The organism is Streptomyces sp. SA15 (assembly GCF_002291145.1).
Classification (GTDB): domain Bacteria; phylum Actinomycetota; class Actinomycetes; order Streptomycetales; family Streptomycetaceae; genus Streptomyces.
This window is the reverse complement of record NZ_NTGE01000150.1, coordinates 57,897-82,108: the sequence shown is the minus strand read 5'-3', so window position 1 is coordinate 82,108 and position 24,212 is coordinate 57,897. Positions and strand designations below refer to the sequence as shown.

Genomic DNA, 24,212 nt, shown 5'->3' with positions numbered 1-24,212 from the left:
GCCACCGCCGGTCGGCCGCAACCCCCCTCTAACCGAACGGAGTTGACGCATGCCCGAAACCGAAAACGAAAGCGAACCGTGGGAGTACTGCCTCTACATCCCGAACGACCTGCGCGCGGTTACCGTAAGCCGCCGTACCCTCCGCCTCATCCTGACGATGCACGGACTGATCGGCCTGGTCGACGTCGCCGAGCTACTCGCGGCGGAGCTGGTCTCCAATGCCGTACGCCATACGAAGGGGCCGGCCGCCCTGCGGGTGTCCTGGTCGGCGGGGGTGCTGCGGATCGGGGCGTGGGATGCCGATCCTGAGCCGCCGGAACCGCCGAGGCCGTTGGATGAGGGGGTCGAGTTGGAGGAGGGGAGGGGGCTGGCGTTGGTGCGGGCGTGTGCTGATCTGTGGGGGTGGCATCCGCTGGCGAGACATGGCAACCGGGGTAAGTACGTGTGGTGTGAGCTGGCCGCGGCTTGAACGGGTGCCGTGGGGCCGCCCGCTTCTTGGTCAGTGTCGTGCTTCCGCGAGCCGCGTCAAGGGCGCTCCAGCACGGGGAGAAGCGAGCGGACGGCCGGGAAAGCGGGGGTCCGGCGGGACCAGAAGGAACAGAGCCCGACTGACTGTTTGGACGCGGTCGCGCGTGCCTCGTAGAGTCGCGGGGGATGAAATCAGACGACGCTCCCGACTCCAGCCTCCCGATGCTGACTTCCGCGCAGGCCTCACACCTGCGGGCGCTCACCGCCCCGTACCTCCAGGACGGTCACGACCACTCCCTGCACGACCTGGCGCACGCGTGCCGCAATTTTCGGGAGGAGCGCTGGCCCGACCTGGTGGCCGCTCACTTCGCGAGGCTGCGGCAGGCCAGTGGGGGCGGCGAGGGTGCTGAGGAACTGCTGCGGGATGCACATGCCCGGCTCCTGCCCGTCGAGTCACTCGCCCCTGAACTCGCCGACGTTCTGCGCTACGGGCGTGTGGTGGCTGACGGACTCGTCTTCGTCTATGCCCTCGATGGGCCGACGAGTGTGCGGATCCTCACCGACAAAGATGTGGAGCGCGCCGGGCTCGAGGCCCTGGGAGAGGCAGGGCGCGCGAACCTTGTGCGGGTACCGGTCGAGCATGAGGAAGTGCCCATGGAGGGAGGAGCGAGATTGCACTCCCTTTACGGTGACTCCCCGTTCGTGGCCAGCAAGGCGCTGTTTCTGTCCCAAGTGGTCCTGCAGGTCACCGGCGAGTCGCTCCCGCACGCCGGTGCCCTCGTTGTCGTGCCGAGCCGGCACAACCTGGTGTACCACCCGATCGCCGACGGATCCGTGGTCGATGCGATCAACAGTCTTGCCTCGTACGCGTTGGGTGCTTACGAGGACGGACCTGGTGCGCTGTCCCCGCGGGTCTACTGGTGGCACCGCGGCAGACTGACATCGCTCACGGTCATCGACCGGGACACCCGGACCTTCTCCCTGCGGCCGCCATCGCAACTGCTCGGTCTGATGAAGGGTCTGGTCCGCCTCGACCGCGCCGGTCGTCTCGCCACCCGCACCGCGACCGATGCTCCGGACCTTGCCGAACTCACGCACACCACAGCCGAGTCGATAGCCCGCCTCACCCAGAACTCGGCAGGACTGGGCGACGCCTTCGACTCCGCCCTCGCGCTGGCCCTCGCACGCTGCGCCGCTGATCCCGACGTGGCGCACGTCGCCACCTGGGACGCGTGGGCCACGGCCCTGCAACTCGGGTGCGCGCTGTTCACCGGCGCGCAGGCGCAGGAGTGCCACCTGGGCGACGGCCTTGTCAGGCAGTTGCCCGCCACGCCTGCCGCACCGCCCGCGGATGCCCGTGCGTGGCTCGACGCCCTTTACCTGGCGGTCGTATGCCGCCAGATGGACCGGATCTTCCGGCTGTGCCAAGTGCCGCTCGCGACGCTGCGGCAGGACGACTCCGCCGACGAGTACGTCCTGAACTGGATCGACACGCTGCAGACCTATTTCTCCGAACGCGACTCCATGGACGGGGTTGTGGAGAAACTGGTCGCCACCATGCAGACGTCCGGGCACGACGATGTGACCCACGCGCCGCTGGAGTTCGTGAACGGGATCGACTACCAGCCGGTCGCTCTTTTCCACCGCATCATCGCACGGGACCACGACACTTTCGCCAAGACACTTGCCGAAGCCCTCGCGGAACACGGCGGCTACTGGGGGGAATCGGCGGCGCCGCGTGCCCGGGCAGCGCTCGGACCGCTCGCGATGGCGTGCCTTGCTTACGACTATGGCTTCCCTGTCGCCCCAAAGCAGCCGTATCTGCCTGCCTGTCTCCTCAATCGCGAACGGATCGAGGACATTCCCTGACGGCAAGCCATTTGCCTGCGTGCAGGCATGCCGTCGCTGGTGGCCTCGTCATACCCAGGCGATAGCGTCACCGCTATGGCTGACATCTTTGAGCTCTCCATCGTGCTGAACCTGCGCGAGGGCCTGTCCGACGCGGAACTCGCGGAGCTGCGGTGGCATCTTGGCCTGGGACCCATGCCGGAGATTCTCCGCATCGTGTCCGAGTTTCCGATCGTGGTGGTTGACGACGCCGGCGAACCCGTCATAGAGGACCGTCCTGTGCCTCTTCTAGGGCAGCATGGCGACGCTTGGAAGGTGAATGGGGCGCTTACGTCGGTACTGGTGCGGCCGGAAGACCGTACGAACGGTGCATGGGCCCTGACTATTCGGCAGGAGATCCACCCCGACCAATTCGACAGCACTGCCGAACTCCTCACCTGGCTGTCCACCAAGGCGGATGACCGGCACTGCGTCAAGGCCGGGACAATTCACCTGGGCTGGATCAGGTTCTATGAATCGGACCGGTTCGAGCCGCTCGTCGTTCGAGATGGCGGGGTCGTGTGGCCGTAGATTACGGTCTCTGCAGGGAGAGTTGTGGATCCTCGAACGACCTGCGTGGGGTTACCGTAAGCCGCCGTACTCTCCGCGGATGAGGGCATGGAGCTGGAGGAGGGGGCCGGGGGGCGTTGGTGTACGTGTGGTGTGAGCTGGCCGCGGCTTGAATGGGCACTGTTGGGCCGCCCGCTTCTTGGTCAATGTCGTGCTGCGGGGGCGCGGTCGCGTCTCGCCTGCACGCCTGGCTGGTTTGGCGGGTCTTCGAAGTTAGGCGGGGTAGAGGTGTCCACGGGCTCGCCGGGTGGTGACGCAGCGTGTGCGTAGGCGTTGGTTGGTGGGGTTGCGGAAGCCGTGGGCGGCGCGGGCGACGAGCTTGATCACGCGGTTGATGCCTTCGCTTTTGGAGTTGCTGTGTCCGGTGGCGATGAATGCGGCGATCTCGGGCCACCAGCGGTCCACTGTGACGGCTAGTTGGCGGACTTCGGGGATCTCGGAGTCCGCGCACCAGGTCAGGAACTTGAACCGCAGGTGGCCGATGAGGTGGCGGTCGGCGCCGGTGCGGGCGCATGCGAGCAGGTCCCGCAGTCGTTCCTTGGCGATCCAGGCGGTCAGCAGCGTCATCCCGATCGTCCCGGCGTCGATCGGTGCGTTCCACATCGTGCTGAACTGGGCGTCGGTGAGGTCCTCGCGGTTGCGCAGGAGTCGACGCCGGGCTTTCCATTCCGGGTCGGATGCCCGTCCCCGCCGGCCGCGCAGGGTGGCAGTGGTCCGCCGCCGGACGATGTTCAGCATCTTGTTGGCGAGCTGGACCACGTGGAAGTGGTCGACGACGACCTGGGCATGGGGCAGCCCGGTGCGGATCGCAGCGCGGTAGCCGACGGACATGTCGATCGCGACGTAGCGGATCTGCCGGCGCCAGGGCAGCGGCGTCGTGGCGAGCCAGGCCAGCACGTCGGAGGGAGCGCGACCCTCGACCTGCCCGAGCAGGCCCTGGATACCGAAGGCGTCCACGAAGCCGGTGTGCCAGCGGTCGGCCGCGGGCTCCCAACGGCTGGTTTGCGGGTTCTGCCGCCACTGCATGCGGCCCCGGCGGGTCTCGTCGATACCGAGGACTTCGACCGGTTCGAGAGCCGCGGCACTCACTTCCTGTCCGGCGGAATGGAAGGCGTGCATCACCGTGGGCCAGGACAGGCCCAGGTCCCGGGCGGCCTGGACGACCGTGGAACCGGCATCGCGTACCCGCCGTCCGGCCGCGTTCCGCAGCCTCCCGGTGATCCGGGCCCCGGCCGGGACCTGGCTCACGTGCTCGGTAAAGGACTTCCGGGGGCAGGCCGGCTCGGTGCAGTACCAGCGTCGCTTGCGCCACACCAGCTCCAGTCCCCGCTCGCCGTGGGGCAGATCCCGTGGGCGGGTCTGTACGAAGCCCTTGGCACGTAAGGCGAATACCCCGCAGGAGGGGCAGGCCCGTGCAGCCTCGTCCGCGGTGGTCAGGTGCACCCGCCGGGTGCCGTCCGTGAGCCGCTCGACCTTGGCCACGGCTAGGCCGTCCAGGTCGAGCAGCAACGTCGTATTGTTGTCCAAGCCCGTGTGTCCAGGTGATTAAGCTGCGTAGAGAACAGTCATGATCACTTACGACCACGGGCTTCCTGCATCCAGGGCCCAACTCCCCTTCTTCTGACCGTCAGTGACGGTGCGGCAGGCCACCCGAGACCAGACCACGCTCAAGTTCGAAGACCCGCCTTGGCTGATCGCAAGACCGTGTCGCGTCAGACGATCATTGGAGAGAGGGGCATTGCCCTGATCCAACGACGCTGCCTTGAGATGGGCCAGCGAGCCGAAGTTGCGGGCCGTGTTCGACAAGCTGGCCGGGCGACGTTCGGCAACGTGCTGGTGATTGTGGACCAGCCCGCCTCGATCGGCGCCCTGTCCCTGAAGGTCGCCAGGCACGTCGGCTGCAAGGTTGTCTACCTGCCCGGCCTGTCCATGCGGGTGAGCAGATGTGTACCGATGGCCTCTTCCGACCGCGTCAGGCGGCGGATGCCTCGCCCGCGGCCTCCAGGAACGCGAGTGCGGCGGTCGCGTCCTCGGTGAAGAAGACCAGTTCGTCCAGGGGCTGGGGAAGGAAGCCCTCGGCTTCCATTCGGGCCAGCTGGGTACGCAGCCCGTCGTAGAAGCCCTCGGTGTCCAGCACAATGACCGGCTTGGTGTGCAAGCCGTGCTTCTTCAGTTCGAGGATTTCGGTGACCTCGTCGAGGGTCCCCAGCCCGCCGACCAGCACCATGATCGCGTCGGCGCGCGCCAACAGCTCGGCTTTGCGGGTGGCCAGGTCCGGGCTTATCACGATCTCGTCGGCGCCCTGATATACGGTGTGGGCGAGCAGCTCGACCGATATCCCCACCAGCCTGCCGCCGGCCTAGGACAGGGGCAACGAGTCATACCGGCCCCGATGGCCACGAACCCGAACCGGGCTCTACGACGAAGGTAATGGGCGATGACCTCATCCTCGAAACGCGGCATCGGCTGCACGATCCCGGAGAAAGCCGACCAGGTCCGCAACCGTCAAAAACGCGGCTCACGCGGTGGCCGCCTGCGGGAGTTCGACAAGATCGACTACCGCGAGCGGCACACCGTGGAGCGCGGGATCAACCGCCTGAAAGGCACCGGGCTGTGGCCACGAGATACGACAAGCTGGCCGTCCGCTACGAGGCGACGGTGCTGATCGCCGTCATCAACGAATGGCTGTGACAGGCAGCATCACACTGCCGGGTCGCGCACTTGCGCCACGATGATCACGTTCCCGTACAGGTCGGCCAGGTGCAGCGACCGGCTGTCGGCGTCTTCCCGTTCGTTCCATACCCGCACCCCGCGCCCGCGCAGGTGTTGGCGGACCGCATCCAGGTCGGCGGTGTACAGGACGAGCAGAGGCTGACCGCCGCACTGATTGCCGATCAGCTCGCGTTCCTGGTCGCTGGTGGCGGTCATGAGCCAGAGGCCGACCGCCTCTTGGCCGGGCACTCCGATATGCAAGTAGCGATAACCATCTGCCGTCTGGTCGTGCAGGACGCAGAAACCGAGAGCGCCGCGGTAGAAGGCCAGGGCCGCATCGAGGTCGTCAACAAGGACAACCATACGGCCGAGCCCCGAGAACAAGCTCTTCTCAGAATGAGCAGTCATGATCGGCACCCTAGACCGGGCCACTGACAACGAGCCGAAGCCCTCGGGACACCCACAGTCGGAGCGGGGCAAGATCGACTTTCGCAACAGGCCCTACTAGTTCAGAGCTTGGCGCCCGAGGGCTTTCAGAACGGTCCCGAGCTGCCGCACCGGTTCAGGGCCGACCATCCGCAACACGACCGTGCCCGCTCCGGCCACCTCCAGCGCGCGGACCCCTTCGGCAGCTTCTTCAGCCGTGCCCGAGACCGTGAATACCTGCTCCGGCGAGCGGCCGAGCCAGGCGCCGTGGCCCTCGACACAGGGCCGCAGCGCCCGCGCCACCTCTTCGGCATCGTCGCCCACGCAGCAGAAGGCGAGCACCGTCAGAGTATGGTCGGCAGAGGCTCCGCCCTTGTCGACCAACGCCCGAGCGCTCTTCACATCATGCGGGCCGTGGCCCTCGGCGATCAGTGTGCCGTCCGCGACTCGCCCGGACAGCTCCAGCGAGCGGGGCCGCACCACGCCCGCGACTACCGGGGGCGGCTCAAGAGGCGGATGCACCATCTGGATGCCGGCCAGCCGCACCTCCCGACCTTCCAGCTCGACGCGCTCCCCGCGCAGCAGCGCGCGCACGGAGCTGATCGTCTCCTCCAGCAGGGCGAGCGGCGACCGCGCCGCGACGCCGACTGAGGCCATCCACTCCGGCACCCCATGCCCGATCCCGGCAACAAGCCGCCCCGGGAACACCCGCGTCAGCGTCGCCAACTCCATCGCCAGCAACGCCGGACTGCGCAACGGCGCAGGCATGATCCCGATGCCCACACGCAGCCGCTCCGTCGCTCCCAGCGCCAGGGAGGCGGCCGAGATCCCCCCAGACCATCCGAGGTCCTCGACCACCCACAGGTCGTCCACTCCCAGCGCCTCGACATCCCGCGCGAACCCCGGCAACCCCTCCGGGGCCCAGTCGCGGTCGTACATCACACCGATTCGAACGTTCGTCACGTGCTGAAACCTATGCCCAGTGCTGGTGAGTGATCAACGCTCCGGTCAAGCGTTCAGGGCGTCGGCACCGGTGGTCGCCGAAGTGCGGGGCACGTACCGCTTGTTCGTAGGGCAGGGTATGTCCGGCGCCAGAACCGCGGTCCCGTGCAGCCATGTTTCTTCGATGTCTCGCAGTAGGAGGACGCCGAGGCGTCGGCCGACACGTTGGGGTGTTCGCTCGGGGTTCGTTGCGCGCTCTGTGTGACGCATGCCTCGCTCCTTGGGCGTTTTTCCCGGCGTACTGCTGTAACGGTCGCCTGACCGGGACCACTACTCGATGACAGAACACACCGGGAGGGACAGGAGGTGCGGCAGTGCCCGACGACGACGCGGATCGTTTCACCGCTATGTACGACGGCTGTCGGCAACGCGTGTGGGCCTACGTGGTCAGCCGCGCGGGACGGCAGGTCGCCGACGAGGTGGTGAGCGAGACGTTCACCGTGGCCTGGCGCAGGCTGGACGACGTGCCGGAGCAGCCGCTGCCATGGCTGCTCGGGGTCGCCCGCAACATCCTGCGGGACAGCATCCGCGCGGAGGCCAGGCGCGCGATGCTTGCCGCCGAGCTGGGGGCCTGGACGGACCAGGCCGAGGCGGACGTGGCCGAGGACGTGTCCGAGCGCAGCGCGCTGCTCAAGGCGCTGGCCACGCTGCCGGAGGACGATCGCGAACTGCTCATCCTCTCCGCGTGGCAGGGACTGACCCCGGCGGAGGCGGCCAGCGTGGTCGGCTGCTCGCCCATCACGCTGCGGGTCCGTCTGCACCGGGCGCGTATGCGCCTCAACCAGGCCGCGTCGGCCTCCCCGCTCATGCAGGAGGTCGCAACCGCGCGGCGAGTGTCCACCCGAGCCCGGATCACCGTAGGAAAGGAAGCTCGGTGAAGAACGACGTCCTGCAGCGCCTGGCCGCCGCCCGCCCCGCCCACCTCGACCCCGGCCTCCCCACACCCTCGCAGGTTCGGCAGGAGGAGCTCGCAACATTCATGAGCCTTCCGCGCGCGTCGCGCAGGGCTCGCGCCGTCGCCCGCACGCGGAGGGTGCCCCGCCCCCTCCTGTCCGGTTTCGCCCTGGCCACGGCGACGGCGGTCGCGGCTGTGGTGATCACCGGCACAGCGTCGGAGCAGCCGGGACCCGCGCCCTCCGCGACGTTGGGCTCGGGCAGCCGAATCCTTCTCGCTGCCGCCTCCAGCGTCGAGCAGCAACCAGCCGGCTCGGGCAAGTACTGGTACGTGGAGAAAGAGTTCGCAGACCGCTACAAGGTGCCTGGCAAGAACTACAGCATCGACGTCCGCGGCGAGCAGCGGTGGTGGACGGCCACCACCGGCAACAAGTACTGGTCGCAGTCGCTGGACACAGGGGCTCGTCCGTCCACGAAAGCCGATGAAGCGGCGTGGAAGGCGGACGGTTCCCCCAGGTCGTGGGACCTGGGGAACGACGCCGACGAGATCTACACCTACGCCGGCAAGGGCGAATTCGACCACGACGCCCCCGGTGGAATCGCGGACAGCGTGCCGATGGGGGAGGTTCCCCTGCGCCTCCTACCCACGCTGCCCACCGATGCCAAGGCCCTCCGCAAGCGCCTCTTCGAACTGGTCGACAAGCACTACAACGGCCCCGAATGGACCCTCGACCGGATAGTCGTCGAGGACGCCGTCCAGCTCGCCACGACCCTGCCGTCCACCCCGGCCCTGCGCGCCGCCGCCTACCGCCTCCTCGCCGCAGAGCCCGGCGTGCGCTCCCTCGGCGACGTCAAGGACCACGCCGGCCGCACCGGCTACGCCGTCGCCCTCACCGCCGAGTACGCGCCCGGCGTCGAACGCCGTCTGATCTTCGATGAGTCGACGGGCATGCCGCTCGGCGAAGAGATGGTGTCCACGCGCAGCGGCGACGGCAGAGAGAAGGGCGACCTGCTGAACTACACGACGTTCACGATGAAGTGGACCAACGAGGCGCCGCCGTTCAACACCGACTACAGCGACCCGCCGGCCGACCTGCGCTCCGTTCCGGTCGACAAGCCGGACGCGGAGGCGGCTCGCTGAGCCTGCCGGTAGACCTGGTAGATCACGGCGGAGCGTCACCAGGAGTCGGGTGTGTTGCTCACGTTGCTGTGGTCCTGACTGTTTGCTGGCGCCTGTCGTGCTGTCGCTCCCAGGGAGGTCGTGGATGCCATCGGTGGTTGACCGTGCCGGGCGGCGCGGAGCTGACCGGAAAAGCGTCGCAGGTGGCGGATGCGGCGAAGCCGAAGCCGAAGTCGCAGATGCCCGATGCGGCGTGAGGGGGTGCCCTGGTCGGTGCTGTCGGTGAACTACCGGCGCATCCTGCAAGCTCTCGCAGCCCGGGCCGGGCCCGGGCCCGGGCCCGTCAACGGCTGCTGACCTGCCAGGAGATGGCCGCAGTGTTGGGCATGGACGTGGTGCCGGCGCGGATGGAGGCGCTGCGGTCGAAGGCGAAGCGCCTGGTCGCGCGCGGTTGGCTGGCCGAGCAGCCGGGCCGGTTCATGCTGGCTGCAGGCGTGGCCGGGCCAGGCGGCGGGTCATGAGCAGGGTCTTCGACGAGACCATGGCCTTGGCGCTGGTGGACCAGCACGAGAGCGGTGAGGCAGTACTCGACGAGGCTTCCGGTGTAGCCGCCGTCGGCCCGGACCAGGGCCGGCTGGTGGTGCGCGTCGGCGACCTGTCGCAGCAGGACCTGGGTGGCGGCGCGGTCACCGGTGTCCGCGGCGGTGACCATCACACCCAGCGGCAGGCCGAGCGTGTCGACCACGACATGCCCTTGCGGCCGTTGGTCTACTTGCCGCCGTTGTAGCCGCGTCTTCGGCGCCGACGTCGGCGTCTGCCGTGACCGCGTTCCTGAAACTGTGCGTGAGGCAATCGCACGACTGGGCATGCGACATCAGAGCCTCCTGATACTCGGACGGTCTGGTAACCCCGAGTTACTCAGATCTCCCCGCGCACCGCTCGTCACATGAGCCGGCACAGTTGGAGAATCGCGAAGACCAGGAGCGAGACACCGCAGCAGGCTTCGAGCGCACGTACGGCCACTGACGGCAGCGCCCTGCGCGGCATCATGATGAGCCCCGCCGAGATCAGGCACCACAGCATTGAGGAGGCCATGAACCCGGCAAAGAAGACGCCCAGCTCGGTCGTGCCGCTCGAGCCCAGGACGGGGCCCACTCCACCGGCCGCCCCCGACCAGTAGACGACGTTCCATGGGTTCGCCAGCGACATGCCCGCTCCCACAGCCATGGCCTTGCGGTCCTGTTTGTCGTACGGCTGCGCCTTCGGGTAGGCCACCTTCCGCGCGAGTGCGTCGCGCAGGCCCGCTGCCCCCAACCAGGCCAGCAGCAAGCACCCGGTCACCGTGAGTGGCACGCGCAAGGCCGGCACCGCGAACAGCACCCCCACGCCTGCCAGGCCGAGCACCGCCCACACAGCATCGCCCACAAGCGAGCCGACCTGGACCGCTGTCGACGGTCATGGAATTCCCCACCTCAGGTGGGTTCAGCCTCAGGTAATTCCCCACCTTCGCGGTCACGTTTCCCCATGGGGACGGAGGTCGTGAACGGCGGGTTCGGACCGCTCTGAGGCCGGTCTATCCGTGCAGCCAGATCCGCAGTGGACCGACTGGCTCGAAGCCATGGCGCATGGCGGCCTCGAGGCCATCGCCGTGCTCATAGCCGACCACCGGCAAGGTGGGGAACAGCCGGTGCACCGCCTCCAGTACGACCGGCCAGGCGGCATCGGGTCCGCCGTCCGGTGCGAAGACGTTGGAGATTCCGACCACCTGGTCGCTGCGGCTCGCCACCGCTCCGGTGACCACCCGGCCGCTGGCGGACCGTCCGGCGAGTACGAACGTGGCCGGGTCGTCGAGCAGTTCGGGCCGGAAGAGGTCCGCGTTGCGGTTCCCGTCGTCCCAGGCCAACGCCCAGGCGTGCAGCATGTCCGGGTCGGTGGCCACGCCCCAGGCAAGATCCGACGCGATAGCGGGTGCACTCGCCGGGCGGTGGATCCACTGCGCCTCGAACAGGACGTGGAAGCCGGCCTCGGTCAGGTCGAGGTCGGCGAAGCTGTCCTTGACGGAGGCGCCGGCCGCGGTGGTGTCTATCCGGGCCGCCAGCACGGCCGGGTCGACGCCTGGCACGAGGGTCACCGCGTCGGGGTAGTACAGCGGTGTGCGGGCCGGGGCGGCCCAAGCCTGCAGCCCGAACTCGCTCATCAAGCCGTGCGATCGGCTCATCGCCGCGCACCACTCGGCATTGTTGCGGGCGGCAGCCCGGATTATGAGTTGCTTCGGCGTCGTCACGAATACGGATCATGGCTTGTCCCGGCTCGGACGGTCGAACGCTTTTCCGTTGCCCGCAGGATGGCCGCCGTGCTGGGAGGTCCGTCGGTCAGTTCCAGGCGAATCATGTGATCGTCCAGCACTGTCGACGATCAAGGTTTCCCCATCTCGGGTGGTTTGAGTGCTATATGATCTCTAGTCAGAATCCTCCGGATTGGTCATGGGTAGCGCGGAGGCCGGGATCGAGGGACCTGGTCGTCGCGAAGCTGCTCATGTTCCTCGTCCCGTGGTTCGGAAGGCCGATGGGCAGCCCGGATGGCGAGGAGAACGTTCGTCGTGGTCGACATCACCGAGATTTACATCCACTGGTACGCAGGCCGCTCGAAGAGCGCGCTGGCCGCGTCGCTGGGAGTGGACCGCAAGACGGTCAGGAAGTACCTGGCCCCGGCGGAGGCGTCCGGGATCACCCCGGGCGGGCCGCCGATGAGCGAGGCCGACTGGTCGAAACTGATCAAGGAGTGGTTCCCGGGGCTGGCCGACAGACGGCTCCGGCAGGTGACCTGGCCAGAGATCGACAAACACCGCGACTACATCAAGAGCCTGCTGGGGACGGTGACCGTCTCCACCATCCATCAGCGACTCCGCGACGAGCACAAGCTCCAGGTGTCAATCTCCTCCTTCCGCCGCTGGGTGCACGCCACGCTGCCGGACGAGGTGGCGAAGTCGCAGGTCACCGTCCTGCGCGACGAGGTCGAGCCCGGTTCGGAAGCCCAGATCGACTACGGCTTCCTCGGACAGTGGATCAACCGCGCACGGGCCGGCGGCACCGGGTCTGGGCATTCGAATGGTTCTGCCCTGCTCGCGGCACATGTTCGTGCGCCCGGTGCTGCACCTGGACCAACAGGCATGGACGGAAGCACACGTCGCGGCCTTCCGCTACTTCGGCGGTGTCCCACGCCGGCTGGTACCGGACAACCTCAAGACCGGCGTCGACAAGCCCGACCTCTACGACCCGAAAATCAACAAGGCGTATGCCGAACTCGCCACCCACTACGGCGCCTTGGTGGATCCTGCCCGGGCATCGAAACCGAAAGACAAACCGCGGGTGGAGCGGCCCATGCCCTATGTCCGCGACTCGTTCTGGCGGGGACGGGAGTTCACCTCCGTCGAGCACATGCAGGCCGAGGCGGTGACCTGGAGCCAGCAGGTCGCAGGACGCAGGCAATGCCGTCCACTGGACGGGGCCGCCCCGTTGGCGGTGTTCGAGGCGCTGGAGGCCGCCGAACTGCTGCCTCTGCCGCCCACCCCGTTCGTGCTCACCCGCTGGTCAACGGCCACGGTCGGCCCGGACATCCACATCAAGGTGGGCCGCACCCTCTACTCGGTGCCCTGGAAGCTGATCGGCCGCAAGGTCGACGTCCGCTCGACCGCCACCATGGTGCAGATCTTCCACGACGGCGAACTCGTCAAGACCCACGCGGCACTTGAGCAGGGCAAACGCACCGACCGCCACGACTACCCGCCCGAGAAGATCGCCTTCCAGATGCGCACCCCGGTCTGGTGCCGCAGCCAGGCATCGAGATCGGAGACGCCTGCCGCGAGGTCATCGACCAGCTCCTCGAAGTCAACGCCCTTTACCGGCTCCGCGCCGCCCAGGGGGTTCTCGGCCTGCGGAAGAAGTACGGCGAGACGCGGCTGGAAGCCGCCTGCGCCAGAGCCATCGCGGTCGGCGACCCGTCCTACCGCACCGTCAAAGGCATCCTGATCGCCGGCACCGAGACCGACCCCGAGCCCGAGACCAGCGGAGACGCCGGGGCCGCGGCCTTCCTCCACGGGCCGACCCAGCTCTTCGCCCCGACCGTCACGACCCCCGACACTACGGGCGACGCCCACGACGACCAGGTGCACGACGAAGCCGAGGTGGAAGCCCGATGACCGTGATGGATAGCGCCCTGCGCGAGTCACTCAAAGCCCTCCGGCTGTCCGGCATGCTGGAGACCCTCGACGCCCGCCTGGCCCAGGCCCACGGCGGCGAGCTCGGCCACCTGGTCACCCGCCGCGAGACCGTCGCCTTCCAACGGCGTTTGCAACCGGCGAAGTTCGAGCAGCAGGTCACCCTGGAGGAGTTCGACTTCACCGCCTCCTCGAAACTGCCCGCGGCCCAGATCCGCGACCTGGGAGCACTGCGCTGGCTGCACGCCGGAGAGTCCGTCATCCTGTTCGGGCCGGTCGGCGTCGGCAAGACCCACATCGCCCAGGCCCTTGGCCACCTCGCCGTCCGCCAGGGCGCCCACGTCCGTTTCGCCAAGACCAGCCGCATCCTGGCGGACCTCGCCGGCGGCCACGCGGACCGCACCTGGGAGAAGCGCATCCGCGAACTGGTACGTCCCGACGTCCTCATCCTCGACGACTTCGCGATGCGCCAGCTCAACGCGACCCAGGCCGATGACCTCTACGAACTCGTCTCCGAGCGGCAGGGACGGTCCCTGATCATCACCAGCAACCGGGCGCCCAGCGACTGGTATCCCCTCTTTCCCAACCCCGTCGTCGCCGAGTCCCTCCTCGACCGGCTCATCAACACCAGCCACCAGGTCATCATGAACGGCCCCAGCTACCGGCCAAACAAACGCCCCAAGAACCGCTCCGACAAGCCGGACAACTCCCAGATCAAGTAACCGCCGCTACCTCCGGGGCCGGGGAATTACGTGAACTCAGCCCCGGGAAATTACGTGATCGTTCACAACCGCGAAGGCCGGGCGGAACCCACCCCGTATCCCGCGTCGCAGGGACTCGCTGAACACCGCGCCTGGTGCCGCGTTGAACACCAGCCCCAACCACATAGCCACCATGAAGATCTCGAACATGGCAGCCACTGTGCGAGCGGTCGGGCCGTCTGGTCTTGTCAGATGTTGATCCGGGACAGCCGACGGTAGCGGCCTGGCGTGATGGCGTAGGCCGCGGCGAAGTGGCGGTGGAAATGCGCCTGGTCGGCGAAGCCGAGCCCGTGCGCGACCTCGGCGACGGGCTCACCCCTACGCAGCCGACACCGCGCCTCGGCCAGCCGGGCCGACAAGTGCCAGGCGTAGGGCGGGGCGCCGGTGGCGCGGGTGAACGTCCGGATCAGATGCTCCCGGGACATGCCTGCCTCGTCGGCCAGCTCGGCCAACCGGGGCGTGCCGGACAGGTCCGTGCGGAGCCGGTCAAGCACCGCGGCGATCCGGGCGTCAGCGGGCTCTGGAGCACGAGCGCGCCGTCCTGCGGCCAGCTCGAGCAGCCGCGACAGCACCAGCACCATCCGCTCCTGAACCAGAGCAGCAGATTCGGCGGGCGAAGGGTGTCCCTCCGGTGCTAGCTTGCGGAATGCCCCGGCGGCAGCGAGAAACTCGGCGCGGAGGTGCGGAGAACGGACGACGGGCCGCTCGAAGTCGACTGCGGCATCGCCGGTCAGCGATTCCACGGCCGTTGCCGGGACGTACCAGCTCACAGCCGCGAAGGACGTCTCGGGCGGGACCTGGGTGGTGCACGACTGGACCTGGCCGGGGTTGTAAACGGTGAACTCGTCCAGGCCCACGTCGAACGAGGTGCGATCCAGCCGGACCCGCTCCAACCCGCAGAGGTTGACGCTGATCACGTACTCGTCGTGGCTGTGCCGCGGGAACCCGCCCGACGGGGGACGCACTACCGCCAGCTGACCTCCGCCCCCCTCCATGACCTGCATGCACAGAGGCTACGACAGGACGCGAACGTGGCCGGACAGGGGTAGCCGACCAGGTCCGCAGCCGTCAAAAACGGCTCACGCGGTGGCCACCCGACGCTTGCACGCTTTGACCGGTTAAATATCGGCCCCTGCTGGCATCGGCATGTAGGGGGCTTGAGTGCTTCAGGGTGGAACATTTCGGGTTATCCCGGCAAGTCGGCGAGGCAGCAAAGCGCTGCCTGAACCTACTTGACGATCCGTTCGTGGCTCGCTTAGCGTCCACGTATCATCGATTTTACCGGTTAAATAAGGAGCTCCGCAGATGGTCACGATGGACGATGTCGCCCGACGCGCCGGCGTCACCAAAGCGACGGTCTCCAACGTGGTCCGTGGGCGCTCCGTCGTCAGTGCGCAGACCAGGGCCAAGGTGGAGGCGGCGATCGCCGAGCTGGGCTACCGGCCGAATCTCGTCGCCCGGGGGCTGGCCACCGGCACCACCATGACCATCGGCTTCATCGTGCCCACGATTGCCAACCCGTTCTACTCCTCGGTAGTGGAGGAGGTGGAGACCGTCCTCCAGGAGCACGGCTACCACCTGCTACTCGCCACCACCCGTGGGGACAATGACCGCGCAAGGCGCCACCTGACCACCTTGTCCAGCCGGTCGGTGGACGCGTTGCTCGTAGCCGGTGACTGCGACCTGAACGAACACCTGCCGCCGTTGGAACAGCTGGGCGTGCCTGTCGCTCTGTGTGCGTGGGAGACCGATCCGCCGAGCACGCTTCCAGTCGTCACCATCGACTACGAAAAGGCCGGGTATCTGGCCGGCCGCCATCTGACGAAGCTCGGCCACCGCCGACCAGTGGTCATCGCCGACGTTTCGAGGCACCACGTACGCGTTGCAGGTCTGCGCCGGGCCTTCGCCGAGGCGGGGATCACCCTCCCGGGGGAGGTGGTCTTCCCCGTCCAGGAGGCGACGACCGAGTCCGGCTACGCCGCCGCAGTACGAGCCCTGGCGGCTCCGGACAGGCCGACCTGCGTGTTCGCTTCCACCGACGCCATCGCGCTCGGCGTCATGGCGGCAGTGCAACACCATGGGATGCGGGTGCCCGGCGACATCTCGGTCGTCGGTATCGACGACATCCCCCAGGCGGTCCACGCTCATCCACCGTTGACCACTGTCGCCCTACCCCAGCGGCGCATGGCCCGCGAGGCCGTGCAGATGCTGCTGCAGGGCATCAGCCACAAACGGCGTGTACCGCCCGACCTTTGCCTTCTCAGCCCCGAAGTAGTCGTCCGGGAGAGCTCCGCTCCTCCGGCCGCATGACCACAGGGGCCGCCAAAAGGCGTCCCTGCTCTCGTGAAGCAGCCCGCAGCGCCCCCCGGCCCCCGGCGGCGACCCTTCAGCCAGGTCACACCCACTCCGCCAGGTCGGCGCCATGCGCTCCCGCCTGCCTGCGCGCGCGTACCCAGGCCGTCACTCCACCGCAGCTGCACGGCCCTGACAAGCCTTCCGCCGGCGCGGCTTGCCGACGAACCGACGGCTGAGCCAGCAGGCCCATCACGGCAGTGGCAGGCACCGCGGCAGAAACACAGTCCGGCACCACCCGCCCTCATCCGCCGCACCAACCATGAACGGATACCGCACGCCGTGAAGTTCACCCCGATGCGTGACCTCCCCGTCAATGCCCGATACTGCGTTCTCCTGGAGCCGATGTGGGCCGTCACGGGAACGATCGTGCTCTACTACGCCACGCTCTACATGAAGAGCGTGGGGCTGAGCAATATCTCGATCGGCATCATCATGTCGGCCAACCTCTACGCTGCCTTCGTCTTCCAGCTCGTCGCAGGAGCCGTGACCGACAGGTTCGGGCGAAGATGGACCACCCTGATCTTCGACCTGACCTCCTGGGTCCTACCCATGTTCATATGGGCGTTCAGTCATAACTTCTGGCTCTTCCTGATCGCCTACCTGCTCAGCGCCACGTCGAAAATCGTCAACGTGTCGTTCAGTCTTCTGGCCTCCGAGGAAACTCCCAAGGAACAACGAGCCCGCGTCTTCGCAGCGATCAAGCTGATCATCATGGCCGCCGGCCTGCTCACACCGATCGTCGGCGGCCTCATGGCCCACTACGGCACCGTTCCCACGCTCCGCGTCGTCTACCTCCTGGGCGGCGTCACCATGCTCGTCCACTTCGTCTGGCGCCATCAGATGACCACAGAGACAGCAGCCGGACGCGCCGCCATGCGACGCCACCAGTCGATCGGGCTCACCAGAAGCGTCATCGAAAGCTTCCGCCTCCTCGGGACCTCATGCCGCAGCCCTCGCATGTGGCCGATCGTCGGCATCTACGTCCTCACCAACCTGGCAGTACAGATCAACCTGTTCCAGGTGATCTATCTCAACAACGTCCTCAAGTTCAGCACCGCGACCATCTCCTACCTGCCCGCCCTGACCGCAGCCCTCGCACTGGTTTGCTATCTCGTCGTCATGCCCCGACTTCACGGCAAGCACGTCGTGACCATCACCTTGATCACCCTGGCCATGAGCGGCCTGGGCTGGGCGATGTTCCTCGCAATCCCGGCACACGGCCTTCTCCTGCTCCTCACCAGCACCGCTCTCACAGGTGCCGGACTCTTCCTGCTGGAGTCCTACCGGGACGCACTCCTCGTCAACGAGCTTCACGACCGGGACCGGGCTGCACTGTTCTCGGCAGTCCAGAGCGTGACGGCTCTGGTCGCGATCCCCTCCGGCTACGTTGCGGCCGTGCTCTACGACCAGGATCCGCGCCTGCCCTACACCGTCATCGTCGGCTGCTACACCATCAGCGCAGCCCTCGCACTGATCCTTCGCCGCGCTCCGGAGCGCACCGGCACGCTGCCTGTGCCGGCACCCGAAAAGGCGTGGTCAGAAGCCTGATCCCCGACGCCCAAGGAGGGCAGCCGGCGGGCGGTCGCGTACGGTGGCGTGCCGTATCGACGGCCCTTGGACGGTCCGGTTCCAGCGATGGTGTGGGGGTCGCAGTTCCGACAAGCTGGATCGACTGGAACCTCCGCGGCTGCCCACTCGTGACGCAGCTGGCGCCGCATGCCAGACGGCCGCAGACGCGCAATCCGGTCGACGGACACCAAGTACCAGTCCCCCCTTCGGCCTCATCCAGGCCATCTCCGACTTCCATGCGCTCGCCGAGCGCCTCAGCGCAGCGGGCACGCGGTTCGTCGCCGAGCCGTGGCGCTTCTGTTTCACCCATGTGCGCTGCCCTGCGTAGCCCTGGACTGGGGACCGAGGAGGGACATCAGCGGCAGCGCGTTCCACGTGACGTCCGGCACGTGCCGCGGCAGGCCGTGTGTCGGCGGCGGCTGAATGTTCGGCCGTCGTCGAGACCGTGGCGAACTCGGCCCCGCTCGCTGCAGGCGTACAGGGCGGCGTACAGCCTGCCGGGGAGCTGGGCCTGGACGGCGGCCGGGTCTGGTATCGCGGATCTGGATTGACCTGATGGCACCGGGCGGGCGCTGAACGCGACCGTGTGTGGTCGGCGCGCGGTGGAAGTAGGGCGCGAACAGGGGAGCAGCTGCCGCACCGTGTAACGCTCCTGCCGCCTCCGTCCAAGTACAGCGTCGGCAACGGCTACCACGAGACGCGCACGTGGTTTCCGGCACGGGCCCTGGCCAGCACTGCTATACGGTGCCGGCCAATCACATCGGCACCACCGGGGGCTGGAACACGTGCGGGGCCAGCGCTGTTCGGCGTCCGGACGGACGGGCGCCTCGCCGAAGCCGGCCCGGACCAGCCCGAGTTGATCACCGCAGACCTCGACCCGCACACATCGAGAGCCGCCCGCGACTCTGAACCCATGCTGCAGGATCTGCGCGGCACGAAGCCGAGACGAATTCGTGGCTCTGCTGACGCAACAGTCAGTGTTCGACCCGGCTCATTTGCTCGGCTGGCATCGACGCCGGATCACCGCGGGGCACGCCGGGGCCGCACGGTCGCGATGGTGGGGTGCGGTGTGTGCCGGTGACGGTCTGGCTTTCGCAGCAGCAGGGCCCAGTAGCCGACGGCGGCGCAGACTCCGAGAGCCGTGCAGGCGGCCCACAGGGTGTCGGGGCCGAAGCGGTCGATGACGATGCCAGCGCACAGGGGCGCGGCCATGGTGGCTGTGGCCCAGGACAGCGCGTGGATGCCCTGGTAGCGGCCTCGGGCGGTGCTTGTCGAGAACCGTGCGATCAGGCCCATGTTCACCGGCGAGTGCACGATCTCTCCCAGGGTCCACACCACGACAGCGATCCCGTACACGGCCGCGCCTCCGGCGAGGGCGTTGAGGCCGAAGCCGCCTCCGCACAGCAGCGAGGCCAGGACGAGCAGGCGGCCCGGGTTCGAGCCTCCGAGTCTGCGGCCGAGCGGCAGTTGCAGGGCGACGATGAGGATGCCGTTCAGACTGATCACCAGCCCGTACTGGGCCGGGGTGAGGCCGTCGCGGTCCATGGCCACCGGCAGTCCGGCAGCCGCCTGCTGGAACACCACGATCAGGAGGAAGGACAGGCCCACGGCTGCCAGGAACGGCCTGTCCCGCAGCACCGTCCGAAAACCGGCGCTCTTCTCATCGCCCCTTTCCCTTTCGATGTCCGCCGGGTTGGTCATGGTCTCCGGAAGTCTGACGGCGATCACGAGCGCGGAGAGCAGCGTCGCTGCCGCCTCGATGAGGAACAGCCACCGGTATCCGTGGGAGGAGATGAATCCGGCGCTTGCCGCGGCGACGCCGAAGCCGATGTTGACGGCCCAGTAATACAGAGAGAACGCCCGCATCCGGTCTGCTAGAGGAACCAGGTCCGCCAGGACCGTCTGCACCACCGGGCGGGAGGCGCCGCTCGCCGCGCCGGCCGCGCACGCGAGTGCAGCGATCAGCAGGGGCTGGTCAGCGAAACCCAGGGCTGCGGTCAGCCCGGCCGCCGTCACCTGCGCGACCAGCAGGGTGGTCCGCCGCCCCACTTGGTCGGCCAGCATGCCGCCCACCACAGAAGCAGCCGCGCCGCCCGCTCCGAAGAGCGCCGCGACCAGTCCGGCGAAGCTCGCTGAGTAGCCGTGTTCCGCCGTCAGATACAGGACCAGGAAAGGGGCGACGAAGGAGCCGAGGCGGCCGATCAGAATGCTCGCCCACAACCACCAGAAAGGGCGCGGCAGCGCGGAAGCGGCCTGTCTCATCTACCGGTGGCCGCAGCAGTGTGCGGGGCATCGGCGGCGGAGTAGTCAGCACTCGTGGGCGGCAGGTTGCCCGTGGCGACATCGACGAGGTCATGGCGCCATGCGGCTTCGTCGGTCAAACTTCCGGTCGCCCGGTACTGACGGACCTGTGGCGCATCGGACAGGGCTTCGGCGGCCTCGGCAACCGGCACCGGCCGAAAGCCCAGCCGTTCCCACACCGGTCCGGCGCCCGTGGAGAACAAGTACGACGTATGCCCGCCCTGTGCGGCCGCTTCCGTGAGAATGCGCTGCACCAGCCGCCGCGCGGCTCCGCACCCCCGAAGATCGGGGCGGACCGCGACGCTGCGCAGCAGCACGCAGTGACCCTGCCGCTCCAGGCCCACGGTCGTGGCCGGCCCCGCGGCATCCCTGGTGAGCCAGTAACGAGTGCCGGGCGCCAGGACGTCCTGGGGCGAGAGCCCCTGGCCCGCGAGGAAGGCCGTGATCTCCTCCCGGTCCTCCGGCCCCGCTTCGGGCAGCGGCAGAGGCTTGGCGTAGCAGCGGCTGAGCGTCTTGTGCTGGTAGGGCGGGTAGTTGGGGATGAGGGTGTAGCCGGCGCGGGTGTACAGCGCGATGGCCTCGGGCTGGTGGACGGCCGTCTCCAGGCGTATTTCGGTGTGGCCGAGGGCGGTGGCGGTGCGCTCGGCCTCGGCCAGGAGGTGAGCGGCTATGCCCCGGCCGCGCGCCTCTGGCGTGACGTACATGCGCTTGAGCTCGGCGGCGCCGTCCGGGAACGGGAAGGGCTGCACGGCGCAGCAGCCGACTGGCCGGCCGTCGGCTTCGGCGAGCAGGAAGCGGATCCCGGGGTTGATGTGGGCGCCGCCGGTGCAGGGCTCGTCCGGGTAACGCGCCGTGAGATCGGCATCGAGTTGGCGTACCAGCTGCTCGATCCTCGGGTCGTCGGCCGTCACGGCGGTGATGATGGGGTCTGGCGAGGTCACAGGCTTTGGTTTCCTTCGAGGATCAGGTCGAGCTGGGTTTCCAGGACGCGCCGCTGGAGGTCGGGCGGATAGGCGTCCGGGTCGGTCACGGCGTTCAGCGCGAGCCCGTCCAGACAGGTGACGAGGCTGCGCACCCGGATTGGGAGGTCGGCTGGTTCCCGGCGGTCGAGGCAGGCGGCCTGCACCAGACCAGTCAGGCGGCTGATCCAGGAGGCGTGACTGCGGATGTGCTCGGCGAGCAGTGCGGGGTCGTTTCGGGTGCTGAGGAGGAACTGCGACCAGACGGCGGCCTCCAGATGCCGCTCGGCGTCCAGGGGCAGGGCCTGCTCGGCCACGGCGTACAGCGTGTCGCGGGCGTTCTCGCCGACGGGAAGGGTGTCGATGCGCGCCGCCATCCGACGGTGCATCTCGGTGCGGGCATGGGCCAGGAGCGCTTTCTTGTCCGCGAAGTAGTGCGTGACCATTCCCGTGGTGCAGCCCGCTGCGGCGGCGACCGCGCGCAGGGTCAGGCCCTCCAGCCCGCTGTCCGAGACGACACGCCATACAGCTTGGGAGATCGCCTCCCGGCGCTCTTCGTGGTCCACCTGTCTCGGCATCCGCCCTCCTTTTTACATAACAGTCGTTGCGTAACGACTGATACGTTACCACGGGCGGGTCTTCCCCGGCGGCTTTTGCCTGACGGGCGGGAACCGTGGTCACGTCCTCGTCGGTGTGTGTACCGGGGGCGCAACCGGTGGTCCATTCTGTGAATGGACGGGCTCTGCCGCGGCGCCGCTGTGGTGGGCGTCGTGGGGTGGGTCGGCAGTCATGAGGACCGCGGTGTCCCGCTCCGGGCCGGTGCGGTGGGCACGCTCGATGGCCTGACCCCAATAGGTTCCGGCGACCATGAGCGTTGCGCCGAGGGCAGACAGGCCGGTGAGCCTTTCGCCGCCGAGGCCGATTCCCACCACGGCCGCCCAGATCGGTTCGGTGCCCAACAGGAGGCTGGCCCGGCTGGCTGACGTCCGCTGCACCGCCCATGTCTGCGCCAGGAAGGCGAAGAGGCTGCAGAACAGGGCCAGATAGGCGAGCTGAGCCCAAGTGCTGGCAGTGCTGTGCGCCAGCGTCCCCAGGTCGGCCGTGGCGGGTGCCAGAAAAAGCACGGAGCCGACGAGGGTCTGGACGGCCGTCAGGTGCAGTGGGCGCAGGGTGCGGCCCACGGAGAGCCGTCCGACGAGTGCGACATGTCCGGCTCGTACCGCTGCGGCGGCGAGCATCAGCAGGTCGCCGGTCCGCACGGTGTGAAGTCCGGTGCCGGACAGAAGGAACCCCACGGCCAGGACGCACAGACCGGCAGCCGCGAAGAACGTCAGCGGCAGCCTGCCGCCGCCACCCGTGCGGTCCAGCAGCGGCGTCAGCACGATGGTCAGGCTGATGACCAGGCCCGCATTGGCGGCGCTGGTATGTGCCACCCCGTAGGTCTCCAGCACCAGGACCGCCGCCTGCGTGACGCCCAGCAGCGCCCCGACGCGGAGCTCGTGGGGGGTCCAGCGGCGGGACGCCCCACGTGAGGCAACCAGAGCGAGGCAGGCGATCGCCGAGATGGCATACCGGGCGAACAGCACCACGAGGACCGGCAGAGCGGCGGTGGCCGTCTTCGCCGACAAGTAGCTGGAACCCCAGACGATCGCAACAAGGAGAAGTACCAGGTCGGTACGGCGGGCATCACGCATGCGCCACACGCTGCCCGACCAGGAAACTGAAGCCCAGTGCCAACCTCTGAAACTACGCTGTAGCAGCCCTACACTATTGAGGTGGATGCACGACAACTGCGGATCCTGCGGGAACTGAGAGAGCTCGGCAGCGTCACCGCGGTCGCCGAAGCTCTGCTGGTGACGCCCTCGGCGGTCTCGCAGCAACTGCGGCTGCTGCAACGCTCGATCCCCGTGCCGCTGACCGAGCGCGCGGGACGCCGGGTGGTGCTCACCGAGGCCGGGCAGGCACTGGCCGACGCTGCGATCGAGGTGGAGACCGCCCTGGCACGAGCACGGAACGCCGTCACTGACTACGTCGAACAGCCCGACGGCGTCGTCTCGGTGGCCGCCTTCCACAGTGGAGCGGCCACGTTCTTCCCTCTTCTGCTGCGCGGCCTCACCGGCCCGGGCCGCCCCCGCCTGGCGCTCGCCGACGAGGATGTCGCCCAGAATCAATTCCCCCGCCTCACCCGCGACTACGACCTCGTGCTCGCCCACCGGCTCGACCACGCTCCGGCATGGCCGCGCACCGTGACCGCCACCACGCTGCTGCGCGAACCGCTCGACATCGCGGTACCCATCGACCACCCGTTGGCCGCGCGGCGACGGCTGTCCCCGCAGGACGTGGCCGATCAGCCTTGGATCACCGTGCACGACGGGTTCCCGCTGCTTGCCACCATCGAGGCCATCGCCACTGCCGCGAACCGGCGGCCAGACATCGTCCACCGCGTCAACGAATTCTCCGTGGTCGCCGAGGTCGTGGCAGCCGGCGGCGGCCTGGCACTCATGCCGCGTTGGACCGCGCGTCCCCACCCCGCGGTCGTCCTGAAACCGCTCAGCGGTGTACACACCCACCGCCACATCGACGTACTGCACCGTCCCGAACGCATCGCACGCAATGCCGTCCGCACGGTTCTCGCCGAGCTGCACCGCGCCGCCACAGTAATCCAGACCCGGGACGACGAGGTCCAGCCAGGCACCGACGACCACGGTGCCTGAATGCGGACACTGAGGAGCAATGCTCGGAACCTGTGGATCAGCCTCGGATCGAACGCCAAGGGCGTACCTTCCCGAATGATCCTCTGAAGGTCTCCGAGTAGGCCCGCGTTCGCAGCGCGGTCGGGAAGGCACGCCTGTGCTCAGCGTAGTCACCGATGACGGCTCCACCCGCTCAGGTTCCCTGATCGATGAGATCGTGCGCCGGGTGCCGTCCGTGAGCCGCTCGACCTTGGCCACGACCAGGCCGTCCAGGTCGAG

Annotated in this window: 21 protein-coding genes and 4 pseudogenes; 12 read left to right on the top strand and 13 right to left on the bottom strand. The window is 68.2% G+C overall.

Annotated elements, in window-relative coordinates:
- Positions 1-49 precede the first annotated feature (49 nt).
- From CLM62_RS34180 to CLM62_RS34170, 3 genes are all read left to right on the top strand, one after another.
- Complete coding sequence (locus CLM62_RS34180; RefSeq protein WP_095753762.1) at positions 50-469, top strand: ATP-binding protein; 420 nt, start codon at positions 50-52, stop codon at positions 467-469.
- Between the two features lie 185 nt (positions 470-654).
- Positions 655-2,337 carry an immunity 49 family protein gene (locus CLM62_RS34175; RefSeq protein ID WP_095753761.1) on the top strand — a complete coding sequence of 561 codons (1,683 nt, stop codon included), beginning with the start codon at positions 655-657 and terminating at the stop codon, positions 2,335-2,337.
- 75 nt (positions 2,338-2,412) lie between these two features.
- Positions 2,413-2,886: a hypothetical protein gene (locus CLM62_RS34170; protein ID WP_095753863.1), complete on the top strand. Its 474-nt coding sequence runs from the start codon at positions 2,413-2,415 to the stop codon at positions 2,884-2,886.
- 252 nt (positions 2,887-3,138) lie between these two features.
- Here CLM62_RS34170 and CLM62_RS34165 read toward each other — a convergent pair whose 3' ends face one another.
- Positions 3,139-4,452 (bottom strand): ISL3 family transposase, encoded by a 1,314-nt coding sequence (locus CLM62_RS34165; protein ID WP_095753760.1) that lies wholly within the window; start codon positions 4,450-4,452, stop codon positions 3,139-3,141.
- Between the two features lie 247 nt (positions 4,453-4,699).
- On the opposite strand from CLM62_RS34165, the pseudogene CLM62_RS34160 reads away from it, so the two are divergent.
- Positions 4,700-4,860: pseudogene (locus CLM62_RS34160) on the top strand (transposase); the annotation flags it as partial.
- Positions 4,861-4,897: 37 nt separating this feature from the next.
- Here CLM62_RS34160 and CLM62_RS34155 read toward each other — a convergent pair.
- Positions 4,898-5,284, bottom strand: a pseudogene (locus CLM62_RS34155) (LOG family protein); the annotation flags it as partial.
- A gap of 78 nt (positions 5,285-5,362) precedes the next feature.
- Here CLM62_RS34155 and CLM62_RS34150 point away from each other — a divergent pair.
- Positions 5,363-5,590: a hypothetical protein gene (locus CLM62_RS34150; RefSeq protein ID WP_373559215.1), complete on the top strand. Its 228-nt coding sequence runs from the start codon at positions 5,363-5,365 to the stop codon at positions 5,588-5,590.
- Between the two features lie 35 nt (positions 5,591-5,625).
- On the opposite strand, the gene CLM62_RS34145 is transcribed toward CLM62_RS34150, so the two are convergent.
- Together CLM62_RS34145 and CLM62_RS34140 are read right to left on the bottom strand one after the other, a co-directional pair.
- Entirely contained in the window at positions 5,626-6,045 is a 420-nt protein-coding gene (locus CLM62_RS34145) for a VOC family protein (protein WP_095753758.1), read from the bottom strand.
- 96 nt (positions 6,046-6,141) lie between these two features.
- Entirely contained in the window at positions 6,142-7,026 is an 885-nt protein-coding gene (locus tag CLM62_RS34140) for an LLM class flavin-dependent oxidoreductase (protein ID WP_095753757.1), read from the bottom strand.
- A gap of 386 nt (positions 7,027-7,412) precedes the next feature.
- Here CLM62_RS34140 and CLM62_RS34135 point away from each other — a divergent pair, with 386 nt between their 5' ends.
- Entirely contained in the window at positions 7,413-7,943 is a 531-nt protein-coding gene (locus tag CLM62_RS34135) for an RNA polymerase sigma factor (protein WP_095753862.1), read from the top strand.
- The gene (locus tag CLM62_RS34130) at positions 7,940-9,100 is read left to right on the top strand and encodes a CU044_5270 family protein (RefSeq protein ID WP_095753756.1); all 1,161 of its coding nucleotides are present in this window, start codon (positions 7,940-7,942) and stop codon (positions 9,098-9,100) included. Before CLM62_RS34135 ends, CLM62_RS34130 begins: the two co-directional genes overlap by 4 nt.
- A 322-nt stretch (positions 9,101-9,422) precedes the next feature.
- On the opposite strand, the gene CLM62_RS53255 is transcribed toward CLM62_RS34130, so the two are convergent.
- The 3 genes and pseudogenes from CLM62_RS53255 to CLM62_RS34110 form a co-directional block, all read right to left on the bottom strand.
- Positions 9,423-9,824 carry a transposase gene (locus CLM62_RS53255; protein ID WP_179382349.1) on the bottom strand — a complete coding sequence of 134 codons (402 nt, stop codon included), beginning with the start codon at positions 9,822-9,824 and terminating at the stop codon, positions 9,423-9,425.
- A gap of 197 nt (positions 9,825-10,021) precedes the next feature.
- Positions 10,022-10,516, bottom strand: a pseudogene (locus tag CLM62_RS34115) (LysE family transporter); the annotation flags it as partial.
- Between the two features lie 136 nt (positions 10,517-10,652).
- The gene (locus CLM62_RS34110; RefSeq protein WP_095753754.1) at positions 10,653-11,363 is read right to left on the bottom strand and encodes a hypothetical protein; all 711 of its coding nucleotides are present in this window, start codon (positions 11,361-11,363) and stop codon (positions 10,653-10,655) included.
- Positions 11,364-11,678: 315 nt separating this feature from the next.
- On the opposite strand from CLM62_RS34110, the pseudogene istA reads away from it, so the two are divergent.
- Together istA and istB are read left to right on the top strand one after the other, a co-directional pair.
- Positions 11,679-13,277, top strand: a pseudogene (gene istA, locus CLM62_RS34105) (IS21 family transposase).
- The gene (istB, locus tag CLM62_RS34100) at positions 13,274-14,017 is read left to right on the top strand and encodes an IS21-like element helper ATPase IstB (RefSeq protein WP_095753753.1); all 744 of its coding nucleotides are present in this window, start codon (positions 13,274-13,276) and stop codon (positions 14,015-14,017) included. The pseudogene istA and the gene istB overlap by 4 nt, the downstream one beginning before the upstream one ends.
- Before the next feature lie 36 nt (positions 14,018-14,053).
- Here istB and CLM62_RS34095 read toward each other — a convergent pair whose 3' ends face one another.
- A complete protein-coding gene (locus CLM62_RS34095; RefSeq protein ID WP_218835646.1) occupies positions 14,054-14,206 on the bottom strand; it encodes a hypothetical protein in 153 nt (50 codons plus the stop codon).
- Positions 14,207-14,244: 38 nt separating this feature from the next.
- Entirely contained in the window at positions 14,245-15,060 is an 816-nt protein-coding gene (locus tag CLM62_RS34090) for an AraC family transcriptional regulator (protein ID WP_095753752.1), read from the bottom strand.
- A 301-nt stretch (positions 15,061-15,361) separates the two neighbouring features.
- Here CLM62_RS34090 and CLM62_RS34085 point away from each other — a divergent pair, with 301 nt between their 5' ends.
- Both CLM62_RS34085 and CLM62_RS34080 read left to right on the top strand, forming a co-directional pair.
- The gene (locus CLM62_RS34085) at positions 15,362-16,366 is read left to right on the top strand and encodes a LacI family DNA-binding transcriptional regulator (protein WP_095753751.1); all 1,005 of its coding nucleotides are present in this window, start codon (positions 15,362-15,364) and stop codon (positions 16,364-16,366) included.
- 324 nt (positions 16,367-16,690) lie between these two features.
- Positions 16,691-17,959 carry an MFS transporter gene (locus CLM62_RS34080; protein ID WP_095753750.1) on the top strand — a complete coding sequence of 423 codons (1,269 nt, stop codon included), beginning with the start codon at positions 16,691-16,693 and terminating at the stop codon, positions 17,957-17,959.
- Between the two features lie 1,041 nt (positions 17,960-19,000).
- Here the strand turns inward: CLM62_RS34080 and CLM62_RS34075 are convergent.
- From CLM62_RS34075 to CLM62_RS34060, 4 genes are all read right to left on the bottom strand, one after another.
- The gene (locus tag CLM62_RS34075; RefSeq protein ID WP_095753749.1) at positions 19,001-20,242 is read right to left on the bottom strand and encodes an MFS transporter; all 1,242 of its coding nucleotides are present in this window, start codon (positions 20,240-20,242) and stop codon (positions 19,001-19,003) included.
- Positions 20,239-21,222, bottom strand: coding sequence for a GNAT family N-acetyltransferase (locus CLM62_RS34070; protein WP_095753748.1), 984 nt, complete (start codon positions 21,220-21,222; stop codon positions 20,239-20,241). Before CLM62_RS34070 ends, CLM62_RS34075 begins: the two co-directional genes overlap by 4 nt.
- Positions 21,219-21,818 (bottom strand): TetR/AcrR family transcriptional regulator, encoded by a 600-nt coding sequence (locus CLM62_RS34065; RefSeq protein ID WP_095753747.1) that lies wholly within the window; start codon positions 21,816-21,818, stop codon positions 21,219-21,221. Before CLM62_RS34065 ends, CLM62_RS34070 begins: the two co-directional genes overlap by 4 nt.
- Before the next feature lie 99 nt (positions 21,819-21,917).
- The gene (locus tag CLM62_RS34060) at positions 21,918-22,934 is read right to left on the bottom strand and encodes a DMT family transporter (RefSeq protein ID WP_095753746.1); all 1,017 of its coding nucleotides are present in this window, start codon (positions 22,932-22,934) and stop codon (positions 21,918-21,920) included.
- A gap of 81 nt (positions 22,935-23,015) precedes the next feature.
- Here CLM62_RS34060 and CLM62_RS34055 point away from each other — a divergent pair, with 81 nt between their 5' ends.
- Complete coding sequence (locus CLM62_RS34055) at positions 23,016-23,954, top strand: LysR family transcriptional regulator (RefSeq protein ID WP_095753745.1); 939 nt, start codon at positions 23,016-23,018, stop codon at positions 23,952-23,954.
- The last annotated feature ends 258 nt before the right edge of the window (positions 23,955-24,212 follow it).